The organism is Ectothiorhodospira marina (genome assembly GCF_900109495.1).
Taxonomy (GTDB): domain Bacteria; phylum Pseudomonadota; class Gammaproteobacteria; order Ectothiorhodospirales; family Ectothiorhodospiraceae; genus Ectothiorhodospira; species Ectothiorhodospira marina.
Genome location: NZ_FOAA01000017.1, coordinates 1 through 22,844, shown reverse-complemented (window position 1 = coordinate 22,844; position 22,844 = coordinate 1). Strand labels below are relative to the sequence as shown.

Here is a 22,844-nt window from a genome sequence, read left to right as displayed (position 1 = left end):
CATGACTGCCCTGTCGACCCAATACCCGTTCACCGCCCTCAAGGGGGTGCCCCAGCTGCAGAATGCCCTGCTGCTGGCGGCCATCGACCCCTTGATCGGTGGGGTGCTCATCGAAGGGCCGCGTGGCGCCGCCAAGACCACCAGCGCCCGAGCCCTGGCGCAACTGCTGCCCGATGGCGGTTTCGTCAACCTGCCCCTGGGGGCCAGCGAGGAACAACTTCAGGGCTCGCTGGATATCGAGGCGGCGCTCAAGCAGGGGGACGCCTGTTTCAAGCCGGGCCTGCTGGCCCGAGCCCACCAGGGCGTGCTCTATGTGGACGAGGTGAACCTGTTGCCCGATGCCCTGGTGGACCTGCTGCTGGATGTGTCGGTGAGCGGTGTGAACCGTGTGGAACGTGACGGCATCTCCCACCAGCATGAGGCGCGTTTCGTGCTGGTGGGCACCATGAATCCGGAGGAGGGGGAGCTGCGGCCCCAGCTCCTGGATCGCTTCGGCCTGCTGGTGCGCCTGAACGACATGATCGACGCCCCCACGCGCCGGGAGATCGTGCGGTCCCGACTGGCCTTCGAGGCAGATCCCGCAGGATTCAGTCACTCCCATGCTAAGGATCAGGAGGCCCTGAAGGAACGCCTCAGTCAGGCCCGCGCCCGGCTGGAGTCCCTGGTATTCACCGATGCGGTGCATGATCGGGTGAGTGAGTTGTGTTTTGCCGCCGGTGTCGAAGGGGTGCGTGCGGACCTGGTGATGCTGCGGGCCGCCCGGGCCCATGCCGCCCTGGAAGGTGCGCCGCAGATACGCGATACCGACATCGACGCGGTGCAAGTCCTGGTGCTGGGTCACCGGCGCCGCGACCGCTCCGCGTCATCACCCGACGAAGCATCGGGCCCGGAATCCTCAGGCGCCGATCCCTCTGACGCGCGGCAGGCTGTCGGTTCATCCCGATCACCTGGCAGCGCTACGGGTGATCCGGATGGATCCCGGGATACCGCAACCACTGAGCCCGATCGCACCGGCGATGGTCAGGACTGGGGCGCCATGCCCCCGGAACCCACCCCCATCCGGCCCCTGGCGGACGTGAGGCCTCTGCCGGTAAAAAAGCCCTGACGCGCTCTCCGGCGGCCGGACGGCTGCCGGATGGGCGCGCCCCGGGGACGGGGCGGTGGCCTCGTCTACAGAGGCACCCGGAGGGGGGCATCCACTGGCATCGCACGCTGCTCAACAAGGGTGCCGCACCGCTTCACCGGACGCATCTGGTGTATCGGCCCCGCCGGGGCGGCGCCGGCATGCTGTACTGTCTGGTGCTCGATTGCTCCGCCTCCATGCTCAGACAGGACAAGCTGGCCATGGCCAAGGGCCTGATCACCGCCTGGGCCCATCAGTTGTACACCCAGCGGGCAGAACTGGCGGTGGTGGGGTTTTCAGGTCAGGGTGCCTATATCCTGAGGCCACCCTCCCGGGCCCCCCTGTGCAGCGATATCTGGGTCGCGCCCATCCCCGGTGGCGGGGGCAGCCCCGTGGGGGCCGGTCTGCAACGGGCACAGGCCCTCATGGCCCAGGTGAAACGCCGCCATCCGGATCAGCCCATCGGCCTGTGGCTGCTCACCGACGGCCGCACCACTCAGCAACCTCCGCGCCCCGACATCGCGGATTTCTGTCAGGTGGTGGATTTCGAGACCGAGACCATTCGCCTGGGCGGCGCCCAGCGCATCGCCCGTGCCTGGCAGGCCCCGTGCTGGCCGGTGAGTGCGTTCATGGCGTCGGGGTGAATCCGCTCAGCGATAGCCCATGACGAACGGCAGTCCATCCTGATGGGCGATCCCCACATCCACCTGGTACACCGCGCGCAGGTGTTCAGGGGTGATGACCTCCGCAGGGGCGCCTGAAGCGACCACCTGTCCATTGTCCAAGAGCACGATCCGATCGGCCAGTTGCGTGGCGATGTTGATTTCGTGGAGTACGACCAGGATACCCTGTTGCTGTATCCGTGCCCGCTCGCGCAGGATTTCCAGGGTGTCGCGCTTGTGTTTCATGTCCAGATGATTGGTGGGCTCATCCAGAAGCAGATAGGGTGTGTCCCGCACCAGGGCCCGGGCAATGGCGGCCTTCTGGCGTTGCCCACCGCTGAGTTCATCCATGGGTCTGGTGGCCAGGGGGGTGAGTTCCAGTCGCTCCAAAACCCGTTCCACCTTTTCCAGTGACGCTTGATCCGGGTACCAGGGGCTATCCCGAAGCCCGAGCAGCACACTCTCGAACACGGTCATGGGATAGACGATATCCGTGGCCTGCGGTACATAGGAGAGGTACCGGGCTGCCTGCCACCGGGGCATGCGCCGCAGATCCTGGCCATGGAGGGTGATCTGTCCTTCGCGCGGTTTGAGCAGGCCCATGGCGCATTTGAGCAGGGTGGTCTTGCCCGAACCGTTGGGTCCGAGCAATGCCACCACCTCGCCCGGGCCGACCTGGAGACACACCCTCTTCAGGGTGGGCGTTGCGCGCCCATAGCCGAAGGAGACATCCTCCACGCTCAGCCCATTCCGGGGACTCATGCGCCACCTCCGGCACGACGGCGCAGGATCAGATAGATGAACAACGGGGATCCCACAAAGGCGGTGACCACGCCCACCGGCAGCACCACCGGCGCAAAGGCGTGCAAGGAGATGAGATCCGCCACCACCAGCAGCAGTCCGCCCATCAGTGCCGTGGCCGGGAGCAGAAACCGGTGATCGGTGCCGATCATCAGCCGGGCCAGATGCGGGGCCACCAGGCCCAGAAAGCCGATCCCGCCCGTGAAGGCCACCACCACAGCCACCAGCAGGGAGACCAGCAGCATCAGCAGGATGCGCAGGTGCCCCACCGGCAGGCCCAGACTCCTGGCCGTGTCATCCCCCAGCAGCAGACGGTTGAGATCCACCGCCCGCCACAGAAAGATCGGTAGCACCAGAAACAGCGTCACGCTGATCAGGATGGCGCTTTCCCAGTTGGCCCGGCCGAGGCTGCCCACCGTCCAGAACATCACCTCGCGGGTGGCATAGGCGTCGGAGAAATAGATCACCAGCGTGGTGCAGGCGCCAAAGAAGTACATGAGCGCGATCCCGGCCAGGATCAGGCTCATGGGGGTGGCCCCTTTCCATTGACCAATCAGCAGGATCAGCAGGGAAACCCCGATGGCAAACAGGAAGGCGTTGGCCACGATGCCCACCAGGCCAAAGGCGGAAAAACCGAAAATGATCACCAGCGCTGCCCCCAGAGACGCCCCGGAAGACAGGCCCAGGGTGAAGGGGGAGGCCATGGGGTTACGCAGCAGGGTCTGCAGGATCACCCCACCCAGCGCCAGCCCCATGCCGGCAGTGATGGCGGTGATCAGGCGTGGCAGTCGGATGTTCCAGACCACATTCTGGATCTCCGGGCTCACCAGTGGGCCCGGGAGGGCCGGGGCGAGCAGGGCCAGCACAGTCTGTGCGACGGGGATATCCATGGCTCCCAGGGTCAGGCCATGGAGACTGATGACCACCAGGCCCAGGGCCAGGGCCACCAGGAGCAGGGTACGGCGACGATTTTGATGCCGGTAGGCGGCGATGGTATCAGATGATCGTGCATCACCCATGGCCTGTGCCGGATTGACGGTATCCATGATGGCTACAGATCCTCAAAGCCGCTTTGCCGGGCAAGAGATTCATACAGCCCGGGCTTGCCGTAGAAGGTGCATAGGATGTCCTCGCCAAGGGTTTGTGCATCCAGATTCTCAAGGGCCTGGGGATACAGGATCTTGCCCATGCGGATCAGGTCCACCAGGCCGGTGGCCAGATCCCAGCCCATGTAGGTGCCCTTGAAGCGATGCACCTGCCCGTCGCGGATGGCGGCCACGTCCTGCAGACGGGCATCGTCCAGCACGGTGTCCAGGGATACCCGGCTGGTCCGGGAAGGGGTGTGCAGGAAGATATGCTCGGGGTTCCAGTGCAGCAGTTGCTCGGCGGCGATTTCGCCGTCTCGACCGCGTCGCTGCGAGGCGACGTTGCGGGCACCCAACTGTTCCAGCGGATAATAAAAGGCCACGTTGCTGAACAGGTTGGTGCGGTGTGCCAGGTAGACACGGGGCGTGGCTTCGCCCTGGAGGCGGGCTTGCAGGGAGGAGACTTCCTGGCGATAGCGATCCAGCAACTGCTCGGCACGCGCCTCGCGGTCGAGGATGACGCCCATCAGGGCATAGGCCCGCTCGATCTCGGCCATGATCTTCTTTGGATCCCGCTCCCGGCCGAGGGTGCTCACCGCCACCACCGGGACGCCCAGTTGCCGCTGCAATCGATCCGCATGGTCCGCCATGGCCTGGGTGGAGTCGCCCCGGGTGAAGGCCCAGTAGAAGAAGACATCCGGGGAGACGCTTACCACCTTCTCCAGATTGATGTCCGACCCGGGCTGACCGCCTCCCAGTTGCGGGATGTCTTCAACCCCGGCCACCGCCAGCGCCTCGATGGTCTTCTCCCGGGAGAAACGGGAGCCGAACATGTCGCCGGGAATGCCCACCAGGCGATCGTCCGCCTGCAGATGCACCACCATGCGAAAGGCGTCCACGTTCACCGTGGCGATGCGCCCCACATCTCTGGGCACGCTGACCTGGCGGCCCAGCATGTCCTGGATCTCACGCATGGGGACAGTGGCCTGGTCCTTGTCGAGCCTGGCGTCGGGTGTGGGGGCATCACAGCCGACGAGGATCATCAGGATCACCATCAGCATCGATACCCGGGCGAGGGCGCGCATGGGTGCCCATGGAGTCATCATTGCGTTCTGCATGGAATACTTTCCGTGGTTGAATGGATTCGGGCGCAGGCTGGATACCGGTTTGTCAGAATCTCAGCGTGGCGCTCATCCGGATGTCCCGGCCGGGTTCATCCCGCACGAGGATGCGACCATCGTCGTCCGTGTCGGCCAGCGAGGTATGCCGGGCATATCGGGTGTCCAGGAGGTTGTGAATCACCAGCGACAGGGTCAGGCGCTCGTCCAGGCCGGGGTCCCACTGGGCCTGCAGGTCGTGGAGGCTGTAGCCATCACGTGGTGGTGCGTCGTCGGGCACCTGGGTGAGGTCATCCACCCAGGTGAAGGTGTATCCCAGGGTCAGGCTGTCCAGGGCCGCCCAGCGATGATCCCAGACGAAGCGATCACCCCCGGTGCCGCCCCGTCGTCGTGATACCGATTGGGGATTGCCATCCTCGTCCAGGGTTTCGGCACTGAAGAACGAGACATGGGTATCGTACCGGCCGATGCCCCAGCTTCCGCGGATCTCGTAACCGCGTGTGCGCAGGGTATCCTCCCGGTTGCGGATGGTCCCCACAAACGGTGGCTCAAAGCCGAAGGGGCGGCTGGCAAAGGGGCTCCCCCAGGGGTCGTCCCGGTCCACGCTGTTGTGCAGGCGAGTGTCGAACAGGGTGAGTTCCAGTTGCAGTCGATCCCGGTCGGCGAGGGCATCCCGGGCTTCGTATCGTAGACCCGCCTCCCGGCGACGGGACTTTTCTGCCTTGAAGGGTTCGCCATCGTTGAGGTTGGTGTCCTCATTGATGTAGGCCATCCAGCCGACGGGAATGATCCCGGCGCCACTCACCGCCTCGCCATAACCGGCAAAGGCGGTCAGGCCGGCGGGGAGTTCCACTTCCGCGCTCACGTTGGGGGAAACAGCGCTTCCCGACAGTGTTTGCTGGTAGAACTCGGTGGAAAAGTCGTCGAATCGCGCCCCCAGGGAGAGCGACACGCGTCCCCGGTGCATGCGATTTTGGATGAATGCCCCCAGGTTGCGGGACTCACTGGAGATGCTCGGGCCTTCCGTCCGACCTTCCTCCAGGTAATAGTCCACGCCCACGGTCAGCCGGTGCTGGATGTCCAAGTGATCAAAGTGGAAGGTATTCCTCGCATCGCCGCCGTATTCCCGCGTACGGGTTCGGGTATCGTTGTCGAGTCTCTGCAGCTGATGGTCGGTTAAGTAAAGGTGGCCGTTCCAGTCCAGCCAGTCCCGCGGGGCGTCATAGGTATGTTGCAAGGTCCAGCGATGCTGTCTCACGCGTTGACCCACCTCATCCTGGGCCTGGTCCTCGCGGGGGTCGCCGAAGTCGCTGCCCCGGGATCCATAGGGATGATCGCCGGTGAATGTGTGGCGCTGGGCACCCAGTCGGATCTCATGACCCTGTGTGGGCAGTCGGCTGAGCCGCAACAGGTAGTCGCGGTCCTGTCCACCGGAATGGGGCATGGTTTCGCCCCCGCCAATACGGTAATCCTCACGATTCACGGCTCGCAGATGGGCCAGGGCGCCCCAGTCCTCGTTCAGCCGGGTCATGAGGGAGGTTGAACCCAGCCATGCCTCATCCGCGCTGGCATACGCGGCTTTCATGCGAGCGCCCTGTTGCTGGTCTGGCAGGAGCAGATCCTGAGCATCCTTGGTGGTGAATGCCACGCGCCCCCCCAGGGCCCCGGGACCCTGGTCGGCCGAGGGGCGTGGGTCCACTTCCACTTGCCTGATGAGATCAGGGTCCAGACCGCCGAGGCTGCCTCGATGCTGGTGGAGATTGCGGCCTTCGCGGGCGCCATCGATGTTCACATTGAGATTGCTGGCCTCCACTCCCCGCAGATAAAGGCGCTGCGCATTGCGACTGCCGCCGCCCACATCCACGGAGACCTCGGAGCGGAAGATGTCCGCCACATCCAGGGGCTGGTGCCTGCGAATGTCCTCGTCTGTGATTCGGCGGTTCGATGGGATTCGGGACTGGACGACGATGCTATCCAGTTCAACAACGGCAGATGGATGATGGTTGGCCTGACCTGCAAAGCTGGGCGACACCAGGGTGCCGGACACCATGGCCAGTACAAGGGGATTCGATTTGTGCATGGACGTTCCTTGCGCGCACCACCCCGTGCGCGGTGATCGGATGGACCACAGGGAGTCAGCGAAGGCGGGCCGAACGAGAGGGACGCACCAACCAGAAGGGAAGGAGGAGGGCTATCCATGACCGGCCCCGACCGCAGCGCCCCGCAGTGTTCGGGTCTGTTCAGGGCCGGTCTCCGGACTTGTGGCCTGGAGGGCGATGATGCCCTCTGGCAGATTGCCTTCCCACGCGACCCGCCCGAACAAGGACGTGAGCCGCGCAGTGGCATGAGAAAATCTGCCGTTACCACCTACCGTTGCGGGGGCAGTGCCGGACTCGCCAGGCAAGGCTGGCTGAACCGGACTTCCCGTTTAACCTGCCAGACCGGAACGGTCGGCAGGCACCCAGAACAACCGCGGAGACTATCAGGTTAATTGGCGCCGATTCAACTTGACGAAGGGTGACGATTCTGGAACTGACTCCCGTGCGGCGTGTGTTTGTGCACAGGCGGGCTGGGGCTTAGTCGATTGCCCGGTTTTCTGTCAAGGGGAAATCACCCATGGAGGACATTCAGAATAAATCTATATAAATTATTGAGTTAGCCTGGGGTGGCGATTTTTTGACCAATCTGACGGCAATGCCCGTCAGGCCAGGCTTTTCGGGGTTTGCCGACACGCTGTCCACAAAGATATCCACAGGATCTGTGGACAGCGTGCCCGCCACCTGTGAGACGCGCAAATGATCAACCGACAAATTTTTCGATGACGGCTGGATGTGGTCGTCAACGCCGCTCCAGGCGCTGGCAGACCTGCTCGAAGTAATCTGCGCTCAGCGCTGGATTCATGCCCCGTTCCCGCCCCAGCCGGTCCATTAATAGCCGTAGGCGCTTCGAATGCTGATCCTTGAGCGACTGATCCGTAGCCGTCGCCAATAGATCTTCCACCTCACGGATTTCCTTGCGCAAACGCAGTTCCTCCGGGATGAAACCACTGTTACGCAGGAGCCGATAGGCCGTGCGCAGCTCCTCGGGCACCATGGAGTCGTCTTCCAGGTTCAGTGGCTTGCCGGCACCGGGCAGATCCTGAAAGTCGCCCCGCCGCTCGGCTTCCTCAATGCGGGCTTCCACCATGCGGTCGATGAGATACATGGGCTGGCGCCTCCACACGCCGTCAATGCTTTCAATGAGTTTCCGGTGTCGCTGACAACCGCCAGCGTGAGGGCAGGTGATTTGTGATGTGCTGAATGAGGTCGTCCACCGCAGGTGTTTTCAATCCGGGTCTGAAAAGGATATGCAGGTCAGTGGGTCGTGGTTCCCAATCTGGCAGAATGCGTGACAACCTGCCTCTCATGACCCCATGGCGGGGACACTCGGCCACCCAGCGGGGCAGGATTCCCACGCCATAGCCTTTCGCGATCCCGTCCGCCAGGGTCTGTATCGTGTTCACCGTCAGTCTTGCTCGCGGCGTGACCCTGGCCATGTCTTGAGAGACCTTGTGCTGCAGGTTGATATCCGCGTCACCGCCTGTCAACTCGATCCAGGCGCATTGAGCGATCTGGTCCGGTTCATGCGGCACACAGCATCGCCTTTCCGGAACACCAGATGTATAGACCCCGTTGAACCAACGCCCCAGATACCTGCGTGTGAGTTCCGGTGTCTCTACGGGATTGCAGGTCAGGCAGAGATCCGCTTCCCTCGGAGAGGGAGATGTCCCTGGCAGCAGGGCATGAATCTCAAGTGAGCAGTGTGGGTGGCTGGTGAGGAAGTCATTCAGTACCCAGGTTGCCCAGCCCCAGGCCATCTCGTGACTCACCGAGACGCGAAGCCTGTGCTTCGTCCCTCTGGATAGGGTGGTGGCTGCCTCCCGAGCTTCGGCAGCCATATCCAATATCCTCTGGCCATATTCGGCGTAACAGTGCCCGATCGGTGACAGTCTGAGTTTGCCGCCTTCCTGTCTCGTCAGTCGTAACCCCAACTCCTCTTCAAGACTGGCCAGCCGTCGACTCAACGTGGACTTGGGCCTGTTCAGAGCTTGAGCGGCGGCGGTTAGTTGACCGTGATTCCTGAGTGCCAGGAGGGCACGTAATGCTTCGTAATCGCTCATTGTGTTCCATTTTGTGAACAGTGTGTTGCACCGTAAGCGCATGACTATGGGATACGCAATCATTATCATTTCGATCTTCATTATAAATCGAATGATGGCCGTTATCATGAATAAACGTCTGACTGCAGCCGTCAGTGCTGCCGTGTATATGCTTTTTTCCAGTGGCGCTCAGGCGGAGGGGGGAAAGTCCTCCATGGAGCTGCAGCCCATCAGTGTGGAGGGCACCACCCCGGTCATTGGTCAGGGGGTTCCCGTAGAGCAGCTGCAACGCAATCTTGCCGCCACTGTGTCTGATGTATTCAAGGATCAAACCTCAGTGACCGTGGGTGGCGGCGCCCGCAGTGCCCAGCGCCTGTATTTCCGTGGGGTTGATGGCAATAATCTCAATATCACCATCGACGGCGCGGTGCAGGGCCGAAGCCTGTTTCAACATCATGGTGGGATCGGTTCCCTGGATCCGGACCTCCTCAAACAGGTGGAAGTCCTCACCGGAGTGGGGGCGGATAGAGGCCCCGGCGCACTCGGTGGGGCCATCCGCTTCGAGACGGTGGATGCTCAGGATTTGCTGGAGTTGGATCAGGACACCGGCTCCACCGTCAGGACCGGTTATCACTCAGCTAACCGTTCGGATCATGGTGCGTTGACCGCCTATACCCGACTGGGAGAGCAGGGTGGGCTGCTAGCGCATGTTAAAGGGGTGAACCGAGGGGACTATGAGTCGGGAGATGGTCGTAAAATCCATGGTACCGGTGGTCGGGATCGCCATTACTTCATGAAGTTCAGCATGCTGGATCAAGATGCGCATTCCGTGCGCTTGAGCGCAGAGCGCAGCGAGAATCGCGGTGAGTATCGATGGGGACGCGGTGATCTTGCCTATGATCCAGAAGCCCCACTGGAGCAGCAGATCCACCGGCGGGATGCCTATGTTCTGAACTACGGCTTTGATCCGGTGGATCGTCCATTGTTGAATACGGGGGTGAATCTATTCAGTAATGAATTGAACCTGATCAATGAAGACCGGAACACCGAAACCATCAGTCAGGGCAAGGGCCTTGAGATAAGAAATGCTTCGTCATTCTCCTTGGGGCAATGGATGCATGATCTTGTCCTGGGCATGGACCATTATCGGGAAGACGGTAAGGTGGTCAGCCAGGGGGCGCGGGACGGTCAGCGTAGCGAGGTGAGTCATTTCGGGATCTTTGTTCAAGAGAGCGCAGCAGTTGGTCGGTTCACCCTCTCCGGAGGGGCACGTCTCGATCGTTACGAGAGCGATTATGGTGCCGTGCAAGTGACCGGAAACGAGATATCGCCGAATGCCGGTATTGAAGTGGACCTGGGCATGGGGTGGTCGACTTTTGCAGGCTATGGCGAGGCCGTTCGAAGCAGTGGTGTGATCCCTATCGGCTGGTTCGCATCGGCTGTGGATGAACCCGAATTCAACGCAGAGCCAGGCAAGCGCAGGTTCGGGAAATCTCTGGCGCCAGAGCGATCACGTCAGCGCGAGCTGGGGCTGCGATACCGGGGCAATGATGTGCTGGCACAGCATGACCGCCTGAATGCCTCCATCACCTACTTCCAGAATGATATCGATAACCTGATCGTGCAAACCGGCGGAAGCCGCGGCCAGCCAGTGACAGGTTTTTACAATGATGATCGCGTCACATCAAAGGGATGGGAAATGAAAGCCCGATGGAGCACGCATCGTTATCGAACCACACTCTCATACACACGGGCAAAACTGGTGGACGAGCAGGGGGATCGTGTCGACACGATCAGACGTGTTGGCAGCAATACGGGTGATCGTCTCGCTTGGGATCATGCCTGGCAGGCCAGTGAGGCGCTCGATATCGGATATACATTGATTGCACAGGCGGGTCTGAGTGACGGTGATCTTGACCGATCGGGTTATACACTGCATCACGTACAAGCCAGTTGGTATCCTCGCCAGGCACCTGACCTGACCCTATCACTGGCTGTTCGTAACCTGTTCGACAAGGAATATAGCGAGCAGACAACCATCGGGGGTGACGAAGCTCTGCCGGAGGCGGGGAGGGACATCAGAATGATGGCAAGTTATCGATTCTGATGTCCCTTTCGCAAGGGGTCACTGACTCTTTGAGGATTCTGTAGTGGGCGGCGTGGGCTTAACTTCCAGTGGTCCGCACCGCTTTCAAATCCCCGGGTACATCAAGGATGTTGCGCTTGATGCGCCACATCACTTCAAGAGTCTTGAGTTGCACGGCGATGAACGGGAGCATCACCAGAAGATGCGCCCAACTGCCCGCTTGCAGCACGCCGCTGTTGATGAGGCCCAGGTGAATGAAGAACATGCCGAAGACGAAAAACGCCACGCCAGGGCAGATCAGGGTGAAGGTGCCTGCATTGCCCTGAGTTCCCCGCGAGTAATCGCGGAAATAGCCCAGCCTCTGCATCACCGCATAGCCGATCAGCCCGAAGAGTATCTGTGCGGACAGGATGGCGGCACCCAGGATCAACAGCGAGCTGTAGTTGACCGACTGATCAAACCCCTGCTGCAGGCCATAGGACAGGCGGATCCAGGTGATGCCCAGCAGGGTGAGGATGGGGATGATGATCCACAGGCTGGGGCTCGCTGCCACATTGATGCCCTTGACCATCATGGCCTGGAAGCCGTGTACCAGCTTGATCACCGACAGCAGGATGGCCGCAGTGAAAAAGAACATGGATAGCAGAAGGGCGGTAATGGCTGTGGCCTGGGTCTGGCTCATCATGGCCGGTGCCGCCAGACCCACGGCGATCATGGCCAAGGCGAAAATGGCGATCATCGGCGACAGACTGTTATTGGACGAGAAATCCACGTTGCCCTCGGTGAGCACGCGGGCAAAGTAGGTGGTCAGGATCTTCAGGGCATACACGCCTACCGCCATGAAGGCCAGTAGCGCCAGCGGGAACAGGTATTCCACCACCGACCACAGATTAGGCACGAATAGGGCGCCCAGCACGAACATCATGTTGATGGACATGGCCAGGGTCAGCGGAATGGCCATCAGGGAGATCTCGCTGTTGCTACTGAGCAACTGGGCGAACGCCGGGGTCCGGCGGAACTGGCGGTATTCGCGGATGTTCCAGGCCAGCAGCCGGAAGTGCAGGGCAGCGAGGAGGACCACGGCCAGCAGCACCACCGCCAGCCCGACCGATGCGGGCGTCACCGGGCCGGTGAGGATGGGCCACAGGTGATTGAAGGTGGCCATGGAGGGTTGGGGGCGTTCCACCAGAAACATGGGGTACATGAAGAACGAAACGGCCAGACCGCCTGCCCCCAGGGCCGCCAGGAAAAACAGGGGGTGATACGACTCATTGAGGTCGCGTTTGAGCATGGAGGATTCCTTGGATGGCGTGAATAAATATTCGTATATTATAAAGTTCTAATATATTTCTGGCAAACCCGGACCTTGGCCCGGGAATGGGTTGTGGATGGCTTAGTGGCACTCCATGGGCAGGAATTCAAACTGCCGATGACAGGCGATGCACACGTTCTGCACATTCACCAGACGATGCATGATCTCCTGGCTGGGCGCACCCTGCCGGGATTGCTCGGCAATGTCGTCGAATCCCAGGCGCATGGCCCGGTACATTTCCACGAAATCCGGAGACAGATTGGCCGCCATGCGCTCGAAGCGCCTCAGCTCCCGCTGGTTTGTCCGATGCGGCCGACCCTCTTCCTCATAGGCTTGCGCCAGCAACTTCATGCGTTCCAGCATGGCAGAGGTGGGGCGGAAATCCTCGGCCAGGGTGGCGATGCGCTCATGATCATCCTCCAGTGCGGAGGCGAGAATACCGTTGGAGATCTCCAGAAACTCCCGCATGTGACCGAGCAGATGCTGACGGTCATCGTCGCAAAGATGCAGGGCCGTGCGTGATTGACTTGGATCCGCATGCACCGGAGCCATCATCATCAACAGCATGATCAGCAAAAGAAAAAGGACCGGAATGCCGGGGCGATATGCGTGTGGTCTTGTCATGGCTTGAATCTGTCCGCGTGTTCAGGAAAAGGGGGCTCAGCGCAGCGAGTAGCGCAATCCCACTCGGTAGAACCGACCCGGGTCGGCCAGCAGGCTGCTGTCATTGTTGGCGTCGAACAGGTTGTCGATGCCGCCATAGAGTTCCAGGTTGTCCCAGTTTCGGGGCTGGAAGCTGGCAGTCAGGTCGGCCACGGTGTAGCGGCTGTCACGCTCGGTGTTGTCGGCATCCAGATAACGCTGGCCCACGTGACGCACGCGCAGCTGCCAGAATTGCCTGTCATCGGGTGCCCAGGTGAGGCCAGCCACGGCGGTGATGTCCGGGCTGCTGGAAAGGGTTTTCCCGGTGTTGCGATTCTCCGCGTCCACCCAGGTGCCAGTGAGATCGGCGTACACCGAGTGGGTCACGGGCAGGGACAACAGGGCCTCCAGGCCACGGATGCGGGCCTCGCCCACGTTGCGGAAGGTGATGTACTCGATGTCAGTGGGTTGTTCACGCACCCGCTCCACCCGGTCGCGAATCTCGGTGTGAAAGGCGGTGAGTTCGTAGCGGCCGCCGCCAACCCGTCCCAGCAGGCCCAGCTCCCAGGTTTCGCTTTGCTCCGGCTTCAGGTCATGGGGGATCTTGCCGACACTGGGGTCCAGTACCTGGGCGCCGAGCATGAGCATGCCATTTGGATTGATCTGGCGAACGTCGTAGTCGCGATTCTCGGGCACCTTGAAGCCCTGGGCGTAGTTGAAGCGCAGGCGTGTGGCTTCGGTCAGTGCATAGACACCGCCGGCCTTCACGGTGGTGCTGTCTTCGCCCACACTGGCTTCGTCGTAGCGAACGCCGTATACCAGATCCAGGCGTTTGCTGGCCTGCCACTCATGCTGTGCGAAGGCGCCGCCGTGCCAGCGGTCATCCCCATCCCGGTACTGGGCGCCGGCTGCCAGGGTGTGTTTGGCAGACGGACTCCAGGTGGCCAGCAGGTCGTTGATGGTCTCGGTCAGTATGGTGTCATTTCCGCCGGCATCCGTCTGGCTGCTGCTTTCAAATCCCAGGTCACGCCACGGGATCACGGTGACGGAGCGTTCCTTTTCATAGCGGCTCTGGTAGAGGTTGTAGCTCAGCCCGAAGCGTTCGTCGGGCCGCCAGTCCAGGGTGCCGGAGACATCGGTGCGACGGTTATCGTCGGTCCAGCGGGTGGGGATATTGAAGGCCGGAATGGTCTGGCCCTGGTTGCTGGCGTAGTTCGTGTCTGTGCGGCCCTCATTGACGTAATCCCTGGAGCGGCTTTCCTCCATCCATCCCAGTTCCAGTTCACCCTGCAGGGTGGGAGTGATCTCGTGGCGTAGTGTCACTCCCAGGTTATACACATCCGCCTCGTCCAGGCGCTGTTCATCGAAGCGGTAGATATCCTGAATGTTTCGCACGGGAGAACTGGTTCCACCGTGCTCGGAGGGAGGTGTTCGTTGCCCGGTGACCCCCACCTGGGCGGAAGTGCTGCTCTCATAGGCGTTGCGTGTGCTGGCGTTGGCCAGCACGCTGACCTGGGTGCGCTCATTGCCGCCGAGCAGGTTGGCGCTGGCCGAGAGCCGCTCCGCGCCCCCGCCATCGCGCATCCCCGCCTGCACGTCCACATCCGCCTCGAAGCCGGTGCGGGGCTGGCGAGTGATGATATTGATCACGCCGCCCAGGGCATCGGAGCCATACAGCACGCTGCCCGGGCCCTTGAGGATCTCGATCCGTTCAATCTGTCCTGCCGTGAGGCGGTTGAGCACGTAGCGCCGGCTCGGTTCACCCGAGATGCGGCGTCCGTTGATCAGGAACACGGTGTCATCCCGGCTGGCGCCCCGGATGGAGGCCAGGGTGCCATCGGCACTCACATACAGCCCGGAGTGGTTGCGCAGCACGTCGCTGAGCAGCACCGACCCGCTGTTCTGGATGTCTGCAGCGGTGATCACCTCCACCGATGCCGGGCTTCGCTCCAATGAGCGTTCCGTGCGGGTGCCCGCCGTGACGGTGAGTGTGTCCAGTTGTACCGAAGTCTCCGCTGGGGGTGTCTCTCCAGGCTGTGCCTGTCCCGGGTTGGGCAGTAATAGCAGGGCCATCGAGGGTAGTGCGAGGCGCCAGGGTATTGTCATTGGCAAAACACCTCTGGATGTCGTTCCATAAGGGTGTGCGATCAGGGGATGGTTATGGTCAGGCATGTGGACTCAGCTCTTGGGCGCCAGCCCGCCCTCCAGGGTGGCGCAGCAGTGGGCATCAAGCAGGCCTGGCCGGCTTGCGGGCTTGGCGAAGGGGGCTCGGAGTTTGAGAAATAAATAAGAACAAGTTTAATTATGGTAACGGTTCGCATTAACATAAGTCATTGAGATTAACCAATACTGAAAGCCCAGGTACGTGATGAAGACCGGGAGCGTCTTCTGTGCCCCTGGAGTTCCTGCAAGTGGGCCGCCGGTTTGCGATCCGATACGAGGATGGGCGCCTGTGGTATCGATCGACCGGTAGCCTGCACTAATATTCCAGGTGCCTCACTACCGTTTGCCGATGTGTGAATGGAGCGTTCAGTCAAGATGATCTCGCCGCATTCCAGCTCGCTGCCTGCATCTCATGATGAGTATGTCGAGCCACGACGTGCGTTGGTCCTCACTGGCGGGGGTGCCCGGGCCGCCTATCAGGTGGGTGTTCTCAAGGCCATGGCGGATCTTCGCGATACGGAGGGACCCACCCCGTTGACAATCCTGTGTGGGGTCTCGGCTGGAGGCATCAATGCCGCGGTACTGGCGGTGCTCGCCAGGGACTTTCGTGCTGGAGTCGAGAGTATGGAGGCCATCTGGGGGAATTTCCGTGCTCACCAAGTGTATCGAGCTGATGCAGGTGCCTTGCTGTCTTCGGCGCTGCGCTGGAGCCTGTACCCGCTGGCCGCACGTTTCCCGCGATGGCGCCCCCAGGCGGTTCTGGACAACGAGCCGCTTCGGCAATTGCTCACCCGTACACTGGATTTTTCGGCTCTGGATGAGGCCATTGCCGAAGGCCATTTGCGTGCCGCGAGCGTGTCCGCATTCGGGTATGCCTCGGGCGAGAGCCTCACGTTCTACCAAGGGGTCGGGAGTATCGAACCCTGGCGACGGGCCAAGCGCATCGGCATCCCGGCTCGACTCGGCATTGATCACCTGATGGCTACCAGTGCCATTCCTTTCGTCTTCCCTGCGGTGCGTCTTGACCGGGAATATTTTGGTGATGGTTCCATGCGACACCTCTCGCCCATCAGCCCGGCGATCCACCTGGGGGCCGATCGGGTGCTGGTGATCAGTTCCTGGAAGCTGCAGGAGGACCCCTGGGAGCGGGGCGAAGCGTATCCCTCTCCGGGGCGGATCGCCGGGCATGCCCTGTCCAGCATCTTTCTGGATGGACTCACCGTGGATCTGGAGCGTATGGAGCGTATCAATGCCTCCTTGCGGGCGACCGGACGACAAACGTTGCGCTCCGCGGGTGCGGAGCTGAGACCGATCCAGGCGATGGTGATCGCTCCGTCAGAGGACCTTGCCTCGGTGGCGGTTCGATATCGGCAGGAATTGCCACGGTTGATGCGCGCGGCCCTGTACCCGCTGGGAGCCATGCATCCGGAGCGTTCCGAATTGCTGTCTTATCTGCTGTTCGAGGCCGGCTTTACGCGTGAATTAATCCGTCTGGGGTATCAAGATGCCATGGAACGTCGCCAGGCATTGCGGGAGTTCATGGGGTGGGGTGACCGGGAGGCGGTGGTTTGTCGTTGACGTAGATCAATCCACGGTTTAACGTCTATTGACAGAACCCATGGTTGTAAGGAGCCCGCCGTGAGTGCCCTGCCCGATATTGCCCAGCCAGACGTTACGCAGACCGAGCTTACCCTTCAAACCCTGCGCCACCGTTACCAGGCGGTCCGGGATCACAGCCTTGCCCTGGCGGCACCGTTGTCCGCTGAGGACATGACGGTGCAGACCATGGCCGACGTGAGCCCCACCAAGTGGCATCTGGCCCACACCACCTGGTTTTTCGAGAATTTCATCCTGCATCCCCATGCAAAGGGGTATCACCGTTTCAACGAACGTTACGGCTACCTGTTCAACTCCTACTACTACACGGTGGGCCAGATGCACCCTCGCCCGCAGCGCGGCCAGATCACCCGACCCGGTGTCGACCAGATCATGGCCTACCGTGCCTATGTGGATGAGCATCTGCTGAACTTGCTGGATGAGCGTGGTGATGATCCGGAGTTGGCGCAGCTGGTCACGCTGGGGTTGCACCATGAGCAACAGCACCAGGAACTGATCCTCACCGATATCAAGCATGTACTGGCTGCCAATCCACTGTGTCCAGCCTACCGGGATGGCCTGCTTTCCACGGGAGCATCCGTAGCGCACCTGGAGTTTCTGTCTGGCGCCCGGGAACTGGTGGACATGGGTTTTGACGGGATCGGTTTCTCTTTCGACAATGAGCGCCCACGACATCGGCAATGGCTGGAACCCCACCGTCTGGCTGACCGCTTGATCACCAATGGTGAATACCTGGCGTTCATCCGCGATGGTGGTTATCGCACTCCCGAGCTTTGGCTGTCCGACGGCTGGGCCACCGTGCAGTCCCAGGGCTGGGACCGCCCTCTCTACTGGAGCCGGGAGTACACCTCGGAATTCACCCTGATGGGCGAACAGGCGCTGGATCCGGCCCGCCCCGTGTGCCACGTGAGCTATTACGAGGCCGATGCCTTTGCCCGCTGGGCCGGCGCCAGGTTGCCCACGGAAGCCGAATGGGAGGTCGCCGTGGAACAGGCAGGGATCGAACCGACAGGGCAGGGCACACATTCTGCCTTCCACCCGGATGCCGCACAGGGCACTGACCTGCGCCAGTGTTTTGGTGAAGTATGGCAATGGACCGCCAGCCCCTACGTGCAGTACCCAGGGTACCGGGCCCCTGCCGGGGCCATCGGTGAATATAACGGCAAGTTCATGTGTAATCAGATGGTGCTGCGCGGCAGTTCCTGCGTGACACCGCCGGGGCACGCCCGGGTCACCTACCGTAATTTCTTCTATCCCGGAGACCGCTGGCAGTTCATGGGGATCCGACTGGCCAAGGATATCGACTGATGCCGGCAAACGCACAACGCCTCCATTCTCCCGTTGATGAGCGGGAACTATTCCTCCAGGACATGCTCGCAGCCCTGTCTCAGCGCCCCCGTCAGACCTCGCCCAAGTATTTCTATGATGAGGCTGGCTCGCGCCTGTTCGACCGTATCTGCGACCTGCCCGAGTACTACCCCACGCGCACCGAGCGGGGCATCCTTGAGCAGCATGGCGCGGACATGGCCCGTGCCCTGGGACCACGGGTGATGGTGGTGGAGCCAGGCAGTGGCAGCAGTAACAAGGTGCCGCTGGTCCTGAAGCATCTGCGGGAGCCGGCCGCCTATGTCCCCATGGAGATTTGCCTGGAGCACATGGTAGCCAACCTTGCGCCGTTGGAGGCCGCATTTCCCCGATTGGAGATTCTGCCGGTGGCAGCGGACTTCACCCGGCCGTTCTCATTACCCACACCCCGACTGCGGGCTCGGCGCCGGGTGGTGTTCTTTCCGGGTTCCACGCTGGGCAACTTCACGCCCAAGGAAGCCCGGGAGTTGCTGCTAACGCTGCGTCGCGTTGTAGGCCACGGTGGTGCCTTGTTGCTGGGGGTGGATCTGCAAAAGCCCGCTGAGGTCCTGGTTCCAGCCTACGATGATGCCCAGGGCGTGACCGCTGCCTTCAATCTCAATCTGCTGGAGCGTGCCAATCGGGAACTGGGATCGGACTTCAATATCGCCAACTTCACGCACCGGGCGGTCTGGAACGCCGAGGCCGGGCGCATCGAGATGCACCTGGTCAGCCGCTGTCCGCAAGCGGTGCATCTGGCCGGCCAGACTTTCCATTTTGCCACCGATGAGCCCATCATCACCGAGTACAGTCACAAGTACACGCACGTTGCGCTGCAGTCCCTGGCCGCTGAAACCGGTTTCGATGTCCATCGCACCTGGGAGGACGAGAGGGACTGGTTCAGTCTTCAGTACTGGGTGGCGGTGGATTGAGTGATCCCCCTGAATCATTGGAGATGACCATGTCTTACACGATCAACCGAGTGATCAAGCATGCGGATGTCGAGGACATCGATCAGCGCACGCGCAAGGCGCTTGCCGATCACGGCTTCGGGGTGCTGACGGAAATCGACGTCAAGGCCACGATGAAGAAAAAGCTGGATAAGGAAATGCCCGCGTACCGAATTCTTGGAGCCTGTAATCCCGGCATGGCCTGGGAAGCCATCGGCGTGGAGCCCCAAGTAGGGGCCATGCTGCCCTGCAACGTCATTCTTCGTGAAGTTTCCGAGGGGGTTGAAGTCAGTGCGATTGATCCGTTGGCTTCCATGACCGCTATTGATAACGATGCACTCAAGCAGATTGCCGCGAAGGTCAGGGATAGACTGTCCGAGGTGGTTGAATCGATTTAAGGGGGATACCCATCCGCGCGGATACACTCCGTCATGCCGCTATACCTTGAATCTTCCCACTCGCGTTTGCAGTTCCGCAGCCAATCTCGCCAATTCGTCGCTGGCCGCCGCAATCTGTGTGGAGCCGCTGGCTGCCTGCTCCACGCCGCTGCTGATGCGTGTAAGGGAGCGGTTTACGTCCTCGGCGACCGCAGATTGCTCTTCGGCGGCGCTGGCGATCTGCGTGTTCATGTCGTTGATGGTACCGATACTCCGGGTGATGTCCTCCAAGGCCCGGGCCGCGCGTTCGGCGGAGGAAACGCCATCGGTGGCCTTGGCATGGCCCGCATCCATGACCTTGACCGCGTCATTGGCGGCGCCCTGAAGTTTTTCGATGATGTTCCGAATCTCCTGCGTCGAGCTTTGGGTGCGTGTAGCCAGGCTGCGCACTTCATCGGCCACGACAGCAAAACCGCGGCCTGCCTCTCCGGCGCGGGCAGCCTCAATGGCTGCATTGAGTGCCAGGAGGTTGGTTTGCTCTGCAATCCCACGGATGACCTCCAGCACTGTACCGATACTTTCGGCATCTCCCTGCAGGCGGTTGATCACTGAAACTGCGCTTTGCACCTCCGTGGCCAATTCGCCAACCTCCCGCGAGGTTTGCTGGACCACCTCGGCACCGGAATGCGCCGCACGGTCCGATGCGGTTGCCGCATCAGCGGCCTGGTGGGCATTACCTGCCACCTCAGTCACGCTGGCCGCCATCTCGGTCATGGCCGTCGCCACCTGCTCCGTTTCGGATTGCTGCTGCTGAACTTGCTCACTGGCCTGACGGCTGGACACGGCCAGTTGCTCTGCCGCCGCCGATAACTGGCTGGCTGCCTCCGAGACCTGCCTCACCAGGGTGTGAACACCATCGATGAAGCCGTTGAAACTGCGGGCCAGATCCCCGAATTCGTCGTGACGCTCCCCATCGAGCCGTTGTGTCAGATCACCGTCGCCGGCCGCAATCCGGTCCAGGGCCTGTCGCGTTTCACTCACTGGCCTCACGATCATGCGCGACACCAGCATGATGATGCCGGCCAGGATCAATAGGGTGAGTCCGAAGACAACCACCAGGGTTATTTGTAACTCACGCGCAGTGGCCAGTAGGTTATCTGTGGGGATGGCGACGGCCAAGGACCACCCGGGCGTGTTGGGAATGGGTTGATAGGCCACATTGAAGGCGCGCCCGGTCTCATCCACATATTCCCCCACACCCCGATCACCGTCTACCATGCGCCGAGCGATGGTGGCGTAGGCTTCGTTGGCCACATCCAGGGCATTTTCCGACATCCGCCGCCGTGCATCCGGGTGAGCGATCGTCATGCCATTGGAATCCAGGGCCCAGGCAATGGCGCCGGGTTGATCGATGGCCTGCTCCACGATGCGCGAAAGGGTGTCCAGGGTGACGGTCGCGGCCAGCAGGCCGACCACCTCACCCCGTGCATCTTCCACTGCATGGGCCAGCACGGTGATCGGATTCCCGGTGCTGCGGGAGTACACGGGGTCGGTCACCACGGATGTGGCACCTTGATCCCGAACGATGCGCTGGAAATAGCCCCGGTCGACCAGGTTGGAGCGGTGTTCGTTGTGGTAATAGGCCTCGCCATCGCCATCGGCGAAGAACAGCACCTCGTATTCTGCGCTCATGCGCTGGCCAAAGTGCTGCAGTACACCCGAGATGCTATCGGTGTCGCCCGAACTGATCATCCGAGTCTGAGCCAGGGTGCGTACCGCACTCATGTGCGACTCCAGCCACCAGCCCACACTCTCGGAACCCGCGCTGGCCCGATCCTGCGCGGAGCCGTGCATCAGGTCCACCACACGGTGATTCACCTGCATGATCACGATGATGGCCGCCAACACCAGGGCAACGACCATGGGGACGCCAAACAGGGCCAGTAACTTGGGCGTCAGTCGAAGTCGGTCGAGCATCATCAGATCCTTTCGGGCGTCGCGAGCCAGAGCGCCCAGCCAAGATCCAGCCTGCGCCATTCTTGCGAAGCACCAAAGCATAAGGGATGCCAGCGTACACAGGAAGGGTTGAGCAGATAACAGGGAGGGTTTTCCGGATAATACGCGGCCAATTCCAACTCTGTACGTCGAGGATGTCCGTAGGGCGGCTGATCAGATCCATGTCGTTGGCAACGGGTACGACGGAATGCAGCAAAACCCAGATACATCATCCCCAGGCCGAGCAATGCCAGTGTGGCCGGCTCTGCAACACTACTGGGGCCTTGCGCGCCTTTGATCTGGAAAACAAGGTTGGAGTTTGTGGGCGGCACGCCCGTCCAGGACAAGGCCACGTCGCCGGTCAGGATAAAGCCCCCAGAGCACCCGCGTTGTTGATCGCGAACAGTTGACCTGACGGCCCGAACCCTACGCATCGTCGTTCCAGATGTTGCCAAAGCCTCCCAAGAACGCACCGTCCAGCGTCAGGTTCTCGAACACAATACTCGTATTTGCGTGAGAACTTCCATACTGACACCCGCCGGGCCATGGATTCCTGTGAGGCCAGTGGCCATGTGGTTTCGGACCGTTGTCGTGGCGACGGGAAAATGGTCAAGCTGAGCCGTAAGTCATGGTAACGCTTGACGTTATTAACGTGGTGCGACACTATTAAGGCCGTGATCATCTCGTTCAAGTGTGGGGATACCGAGAAGTTGGCCAGCGGGCACCGTGTCAATCGCTTCGCGAACTTTGAACGCGTGGCCCTGAGGAAACTCCGTCAACTTCAACTCGCAACTCGGCTGGACGACCTTAAGGTACCGCCCGGCAATAGGTTGGAAGCATTGAGTGGTGATCGTCGAGGCCAGTACAGCATCCGGATTAACCAGCAATTCCGGCTTTGCTTTCGGTGGACGAAAGCTGGCGCGGAAGATGTCGAAATGGTTGATTACCATTAGGGGGTGACTTATGCGCGATATTGATCCTGTGACGCCTGGTGAGTTGCTGAGGGAGGAGTTTCTTGAGCCTATGGGAATATCTCAGTATCGCCTTGCAAAGGAAATTGGAGTTCCGCCTCAGCGTATTGGGCAGATCATTGCCGGGAAGCGCGCTATAACTGCTGATACAGATCTACGACTTTGTCGTTTCTTTGGGCTATCCAATGGTTACTGGCTTCGGGCGCAAGCAGCTTACGATACTGAGGTGGCCGAAGATGCTCTGGCCGATCAACTCAGCAATATTCGACCCTGGAATTCGGGCACATCCGAGGATCGCAGGGCATAACCATTCGCGTCATTGAGTACGAGGACTATCACTGATGGCAGGGCACTGTTGAAGCAGGCGTACGCGTCCGGTAGGACCCATATAGACCCCCTCACTCCCCGCTGGCATTCTCCCCGCAGGCCTGGGTGCGCGGTTCCCAGTGATAGGGCAGCA

20 protein-coding genes and 1 riboswitch are annotated in these 22,844 nt (G+C 61.2%); of the genes, 9 read left to right on the top strand and 11 right to left on the bottom strand.

The annotated features are described in order from the left end of the window. The first annotated feature begins 1 nt into the window (after nt 1). Together BMY52_RS12870 and BMY52_RS12865 are read left to right on the top strand one after the other, a co-directional pair. On the top strand, nt 2–1,105 hold the full coding sequence (locus BMY52_RS12870; protein WP_090255055.1) for a magnesium chelatase ATPase subunit I: 1,104 nt from the start codon (nt 2–4) through the stop codon (nt 1,103–1,105). 149 nt (nt 1,106–1,254) lie between these two features. Beyond that, a complete protein-coding gene (locus BMY52_RS12865; RefSeq protein ID WP_245740871.1) occupies nt 1,255–1,767 on the top strand; it encodes a vWA domain-containing protein in 513 nt (170 codons plus the stop codon). Nucleotides 1,768–1,773: 6 nt separating this feature from the next. On the opposite strand, the gene BMY52_RS12860 is transcribed toward BMY52_RS12865, so the two are convergent. The 6 genes from BMY52_RS12860 to BMY52_RS12835 all read right to left on the bottom strand — a co-directional run bounded on the left by BMY52_RS12860 (nt 1,774) and on the right by BMY52_RS12835 (nt 8,948). Beyond that, nucleotides 1,774–2,547 carry an ABC transporter ATP-binding protein gene (locus BMY52_RS12860; protein WP_090255051.1) on the bottom strand — a complete coding sequence of 258 codons (774 nt, stop codon included), beginning with the start codon at nt 2,545–2,547 and terminating at the stop codon, nt 1,774–1,776. Then, nucleotides 2,544–3,632, bottom strand: coding sequence for a FecCD family ABC transporter permease (locus BMY52_RS12855; protein WP_090255049.1), 1,089 nt, complete (start codon nt 3,630–3,632; stop codon nt 2,544–2,546). The genes BMY52_RS12860 and BMY52_RS12855 overlap by 4 nt, the downstream gene beginning before the upstream one ends. A gap of 5 nt (nt 3,633–3,637) precedes the next feature. Further along, nucleotides 3,638–4,789: an ABC transporter substrate-binding protein gene (locus BMY52_RS12850; RefSeq protein WP_090255047.1), complete on the bottom strand. Its 1,152-nt coding sequence runs from the start codon at nt 4,787–4,789 to the stop codon at nt 3,638–3,640. A 52-nt stretch (nt 4,790–4,841) separates the two neighbouring features. After that, nucleotides 4,842–6,869, bottom strand: a complete 2,028-nt coding sequence (locus BMY52_RS12845; RefSeq protein ID WP_090255045.1) for a TonB-dependent receptor domain-containing protein — start codon at nt 6,867–6,869, stop codon at nt 4,842–4,844. A 147-nt stretch (nt 6,870–7,016) separates the two neighbouring features. Further along, nucleotides 7,017–7,269, bottom strand: a riboswitch (cobalamin riboswitch). Between the two features lie 358 nt (nt 7,270–7,627). Then, nucleotides 7,628–7,993, bottom strand: a complete 366-nt coding sequence (locus BMY52_RS12840) for a DnaJ family domain-containing protein (protein WP_090255043.1) — start codon at nt 7,991–7,993, stop codon at nt 7,628–7,630. A 31-nt stretch (nt 7,994–8,024) separates the two neighbouring features. Further along, entirely contained in the window at nt 8,025–8,948 is a 924-nt protein-coding gene (locus BMY52_RS12835) for a LysR family transcriptional regulator (protein WP_177169965.1), read from the bottom strand. A 46-nt stretch (nt 8,949–8,994) separates the two neighbouring features. Between BMY52_RS12835 and BMY52_RS12830 the strand changes: the two genes are divergently transcribed. After that, a complete protein-coding gene (locus BMY52_RS12830) occupies nt 8,995–11,034 on the top strand; it encodes a TonB-dependent receptor domain-containing protein (protein WP_177169964.1) in 2,040 nt (679 codons plus the stop codon). A 58-nt stretch (nt 11,035–11,092) separates the two neighbouring features. On the opposite strand, the gene BMY52_RS12825 is transcribed toward BMY52_RS12830, so the two are convergent. From BMY52_RS12825 to BMY52_RS12815, 3 genes are all read right to left on the bottom strand, one after another. After that, nucleotides 11,093–12,304, bottom strand: coding sequence for a TsoY family (seleno)protein (locus BMY52_RS12825; RefSeq protein ID WP_090255039.1), 1,212 nt, complete (start codon nt 12,302–12,304; stop codon nt 11,093–11,095). 102 nt (nt 12,305–12,406) lie between these two features. Further along, nucleotides 12,407–12,949, bottom strand: coding sequence for a hypothetical protein (locus tag BMY52_RS12820; RefSeq protein WP_143050479.1), 543 nt, complete (start codon nt 12,947–12,949; stop codon nt 12,407–12,409). A gap of 36 nt (nt 12,950–12,985) precedes the next feature. Beyond that, the gene (locus BMY52_RS12815) at nt 12,986–15,073 is read right to left on the bottom strand and encodes a TonB-dependent receptor plug domain-containing protein (protein WP_177169963.1); all 2,088 of its coding nucleotides are present in this window, start codon (nt 15,071–15,073) and stop codon (nt 12,986–12,988) included. 414 nt (nt 15,074–15,487) lie between these two features. On the opposite strand from BMY52_RS12815, the gene BMY52_RS12810 reads away from it, so the two are divergent. Genes BMY52_RS12810 through BMY52_RS12795 form a run of 4 tightly spaced genes read left to right on the top strand, consistent with a single transcriptional unit; the run spans nt 15,488 to nt 19,439 of the window. Then, nucleotides 15,488–16,708 (top strand): patatin-like phospholipase family protein, encoded by a 1,221-nt coding sequence (locus tag BMY52_RS12810; RefSeq protein ID WP_218140435.1) that lies wholly within the window; start codon nt 15,488–15,490, stop codon nt 16,706–16,708. A gap of 60 nt (nt 16,709–16,768) precedes the next feature. Next, entirely contained in the window at nt 16,769–18,055 is a 1,287-nt protein-coding gene (egtB, locus tag BMY52_RS12805) for an ergothioneine biosynthesis protein EgtB (RefSeq protein ID WP_245740868.1), read from the top strand. Beyond that, complete coding sequence (gene egtD / locus BMY52_RS12800; protein WP_090255032.1) at nt 18,055–19,023, top strand: L-histidine N(alpha)-methyltransferase; 969 nt, start codon at nt 18,055–18,057, stop codon at nt 19,021–19,023. The genes egtB and egtD overlap by 1 nt, the downstream gene beginning before the upstream one ends. A gap of 29 nt (nt 19,024–19,052) precedes the next feature. Then, the gene (locus BMY52_RS12795) at nt 19,053–19,439 is read left to right on the top strand and encodes a DUF302 domain-containing protein (protein WP_090255123.1); all 387 of its coding nucleotides are present in this window, start codon (nt 19,053–19,055) and stop codon (nt 19,437–19,439) included. 39 nt (nt 19,440–19,478) lie between these two features. Here the strand turns inward: BMY52_RS12795 and BMY52_RS15745 are convergent, their stop codons facing one another. Further along, nucleotides 19,479–21,395, bottom strand: a complete 1,917-nt coding sequence (locus tag BMY52_RS15745) for a methyl-accepting chemotaxis protein (RefSeq protein WP_245740858.1) — start codon at nt 21,393–21,395, stop codon at nt 19,479–19,481. Nucleotides 21,396–21,397: 2 nt separating this feature from the next. Beyond that, a complete protein-coding gene (locus BMY52_RS16035; RefSeq protein ID WP_425429240.1) occupies nt 21,398–21,847 on the bottom strand; it encodes a PEP-CTERM sorting domain-containing protein in 450 nt (149 codons plus the stop codon). 240 nt (nt 21,848–22,087) lie between these two features. On the opposite strand from BMY52_RS16035, the gene BMY52_RS12785 reads away from it, so the two are divergent. Further along, entirely contained in the window at nt 22,088–22,366 is a 279-nt protein-coding gene (locus tag BMY52_RS12785; RefSeq protein WP_090255121.1) for a type II toxin-antitoxin system RelE/ParE family toxin, read from the top strand. Between the two features lie 10 nt (nt 22,367–22,376). Beyond that, nucleotides 22,377–22,691 carry a HigA family addiction module antitoxin gene (locus BMY52_RS12780; RefSeq protein WP_090255028.1) on the top strand — a complete coding sequence of 105 codons (315 nt, stop codon included), beginning with the start codon at nt 22,377–22,379 and terminating at the stop codon, nt 22,689–22,691. Nucleotides 22,692–22,844: the final 153 nt, after the last annotated feature.

Coding starts and splice junctions, on each gene's coding strand:
- BMY52_RS12820 (WP_143050479.1), bottom strand. CDS start 12,949: ATGACAAGACCACACGCATATCGCCCCGGCATTCCGGTCCTTTTTCTT.
- BMY52_RS12830 (WP_177169964.1), top strand. CDS start 8,995: ATGGGATACGCAATCATTATCATTTCGATCTTCATTATAAATCGAATG.
- BMY52_RS12795 (WP_090255123.1), top strand. CDS start 19,053: ATGTCTTACACGATCAACCGAGTGATCAAGCATGCGGATGTCGAGGAC.
- BMY52_RS12815 (WP_177169963.1), bottom strand. CDS start 15,073: ATGACAATACCCTGGCGCCTCGCACTACCCTCGATGGCCCTGCTATTA.
- BMY52_RS12780 (WP_090255028.1), top strand. CDS start 22,377: ATGCGCGATATTGATCCTGTGACGCCTGGTGAGTTGCTGAGGGAGGAG.
- BMY52_RS12845 (WP_090255045.1), bottom strand. CDS start 6,869: ATGCACAAATCGAATCCCCTTGTACTGGCCATGGTGTCCGGCACCCTG.
- BMY52_RS12835 (WP_177169965.1), bottom strand. CDS start 8,948: ATGAGCGATTACGAAGCATTACGTGCCCTCCTGGCACTCAGGAATCAC.
- BMY52_RS15745 (WP_245740858.1), bottom strand. CDS start 21,395: ATGCTCGACCGACTTCGACTGACGCCCAAGTTACTGGCCCTGTTTGGC.
- BMY52_RS12855 (WP_090255049.1), bottom strand. CDS start 3,632: ATGGATACCGTCAATCCGGCACAGGCCATGGGTGATGCACGATCATCT.
- BMY52_RS16035 (WP_425429240.1), bottom strand. CDS start 21,847: ATGCGTAGGGTTCGGGCCGTCAGGTCAACTGTTCGCGATCAACAACGC.
- BMY52_RS12825 (WP_090255039.1), bottom strand. CDS start 12,304: ATGCTCAAACGCGACCTCAATGAGTCGTATCACCCCCTGTTTTTCCTG.
- BMY52_RS12870 (WP_090255055.1), top strand. CDS start 2: ATGACTGCCCTGTCGACCCAATACCCGTTCACCGCCCTCAAGGGGGTG.
- BMY52_RS12850 (WP_090255047.1), bottom strand. CDS start 4,789: ATGCAGAACGCAATGATGACTCCATGGGCACCCATGCGCGCCCTCGCC.
- BMY52_RS12860 (WP_090255051.1), bottom strand. CDS start 2,547: ATGAGTCCCCGGAATGGGCTGAGCGTGGAGGATGTCTCCTTCGGCTAT.
- BMY52_RS12840 (WP_090255043.1), bottom strand. CDS start 7,993: ATGTATCTCATCGACCGCATGGTGGAAGCCCGCATTGAGGAAGCCGAG.
- BMY52_RS12810 (WP_218140435.1), top strand. CDS start 15,488: ATGGAGCGTTCAGTCAAGATGATCTCGCCGCATTCCAGCTCGCTGCCT.
- egtD (WP_090255032.1), top strand. CDS start 18,055: ATGCCGGCAAACGCACAACGCCTCCATTCTCCCGTTGATGAGCGGGAA.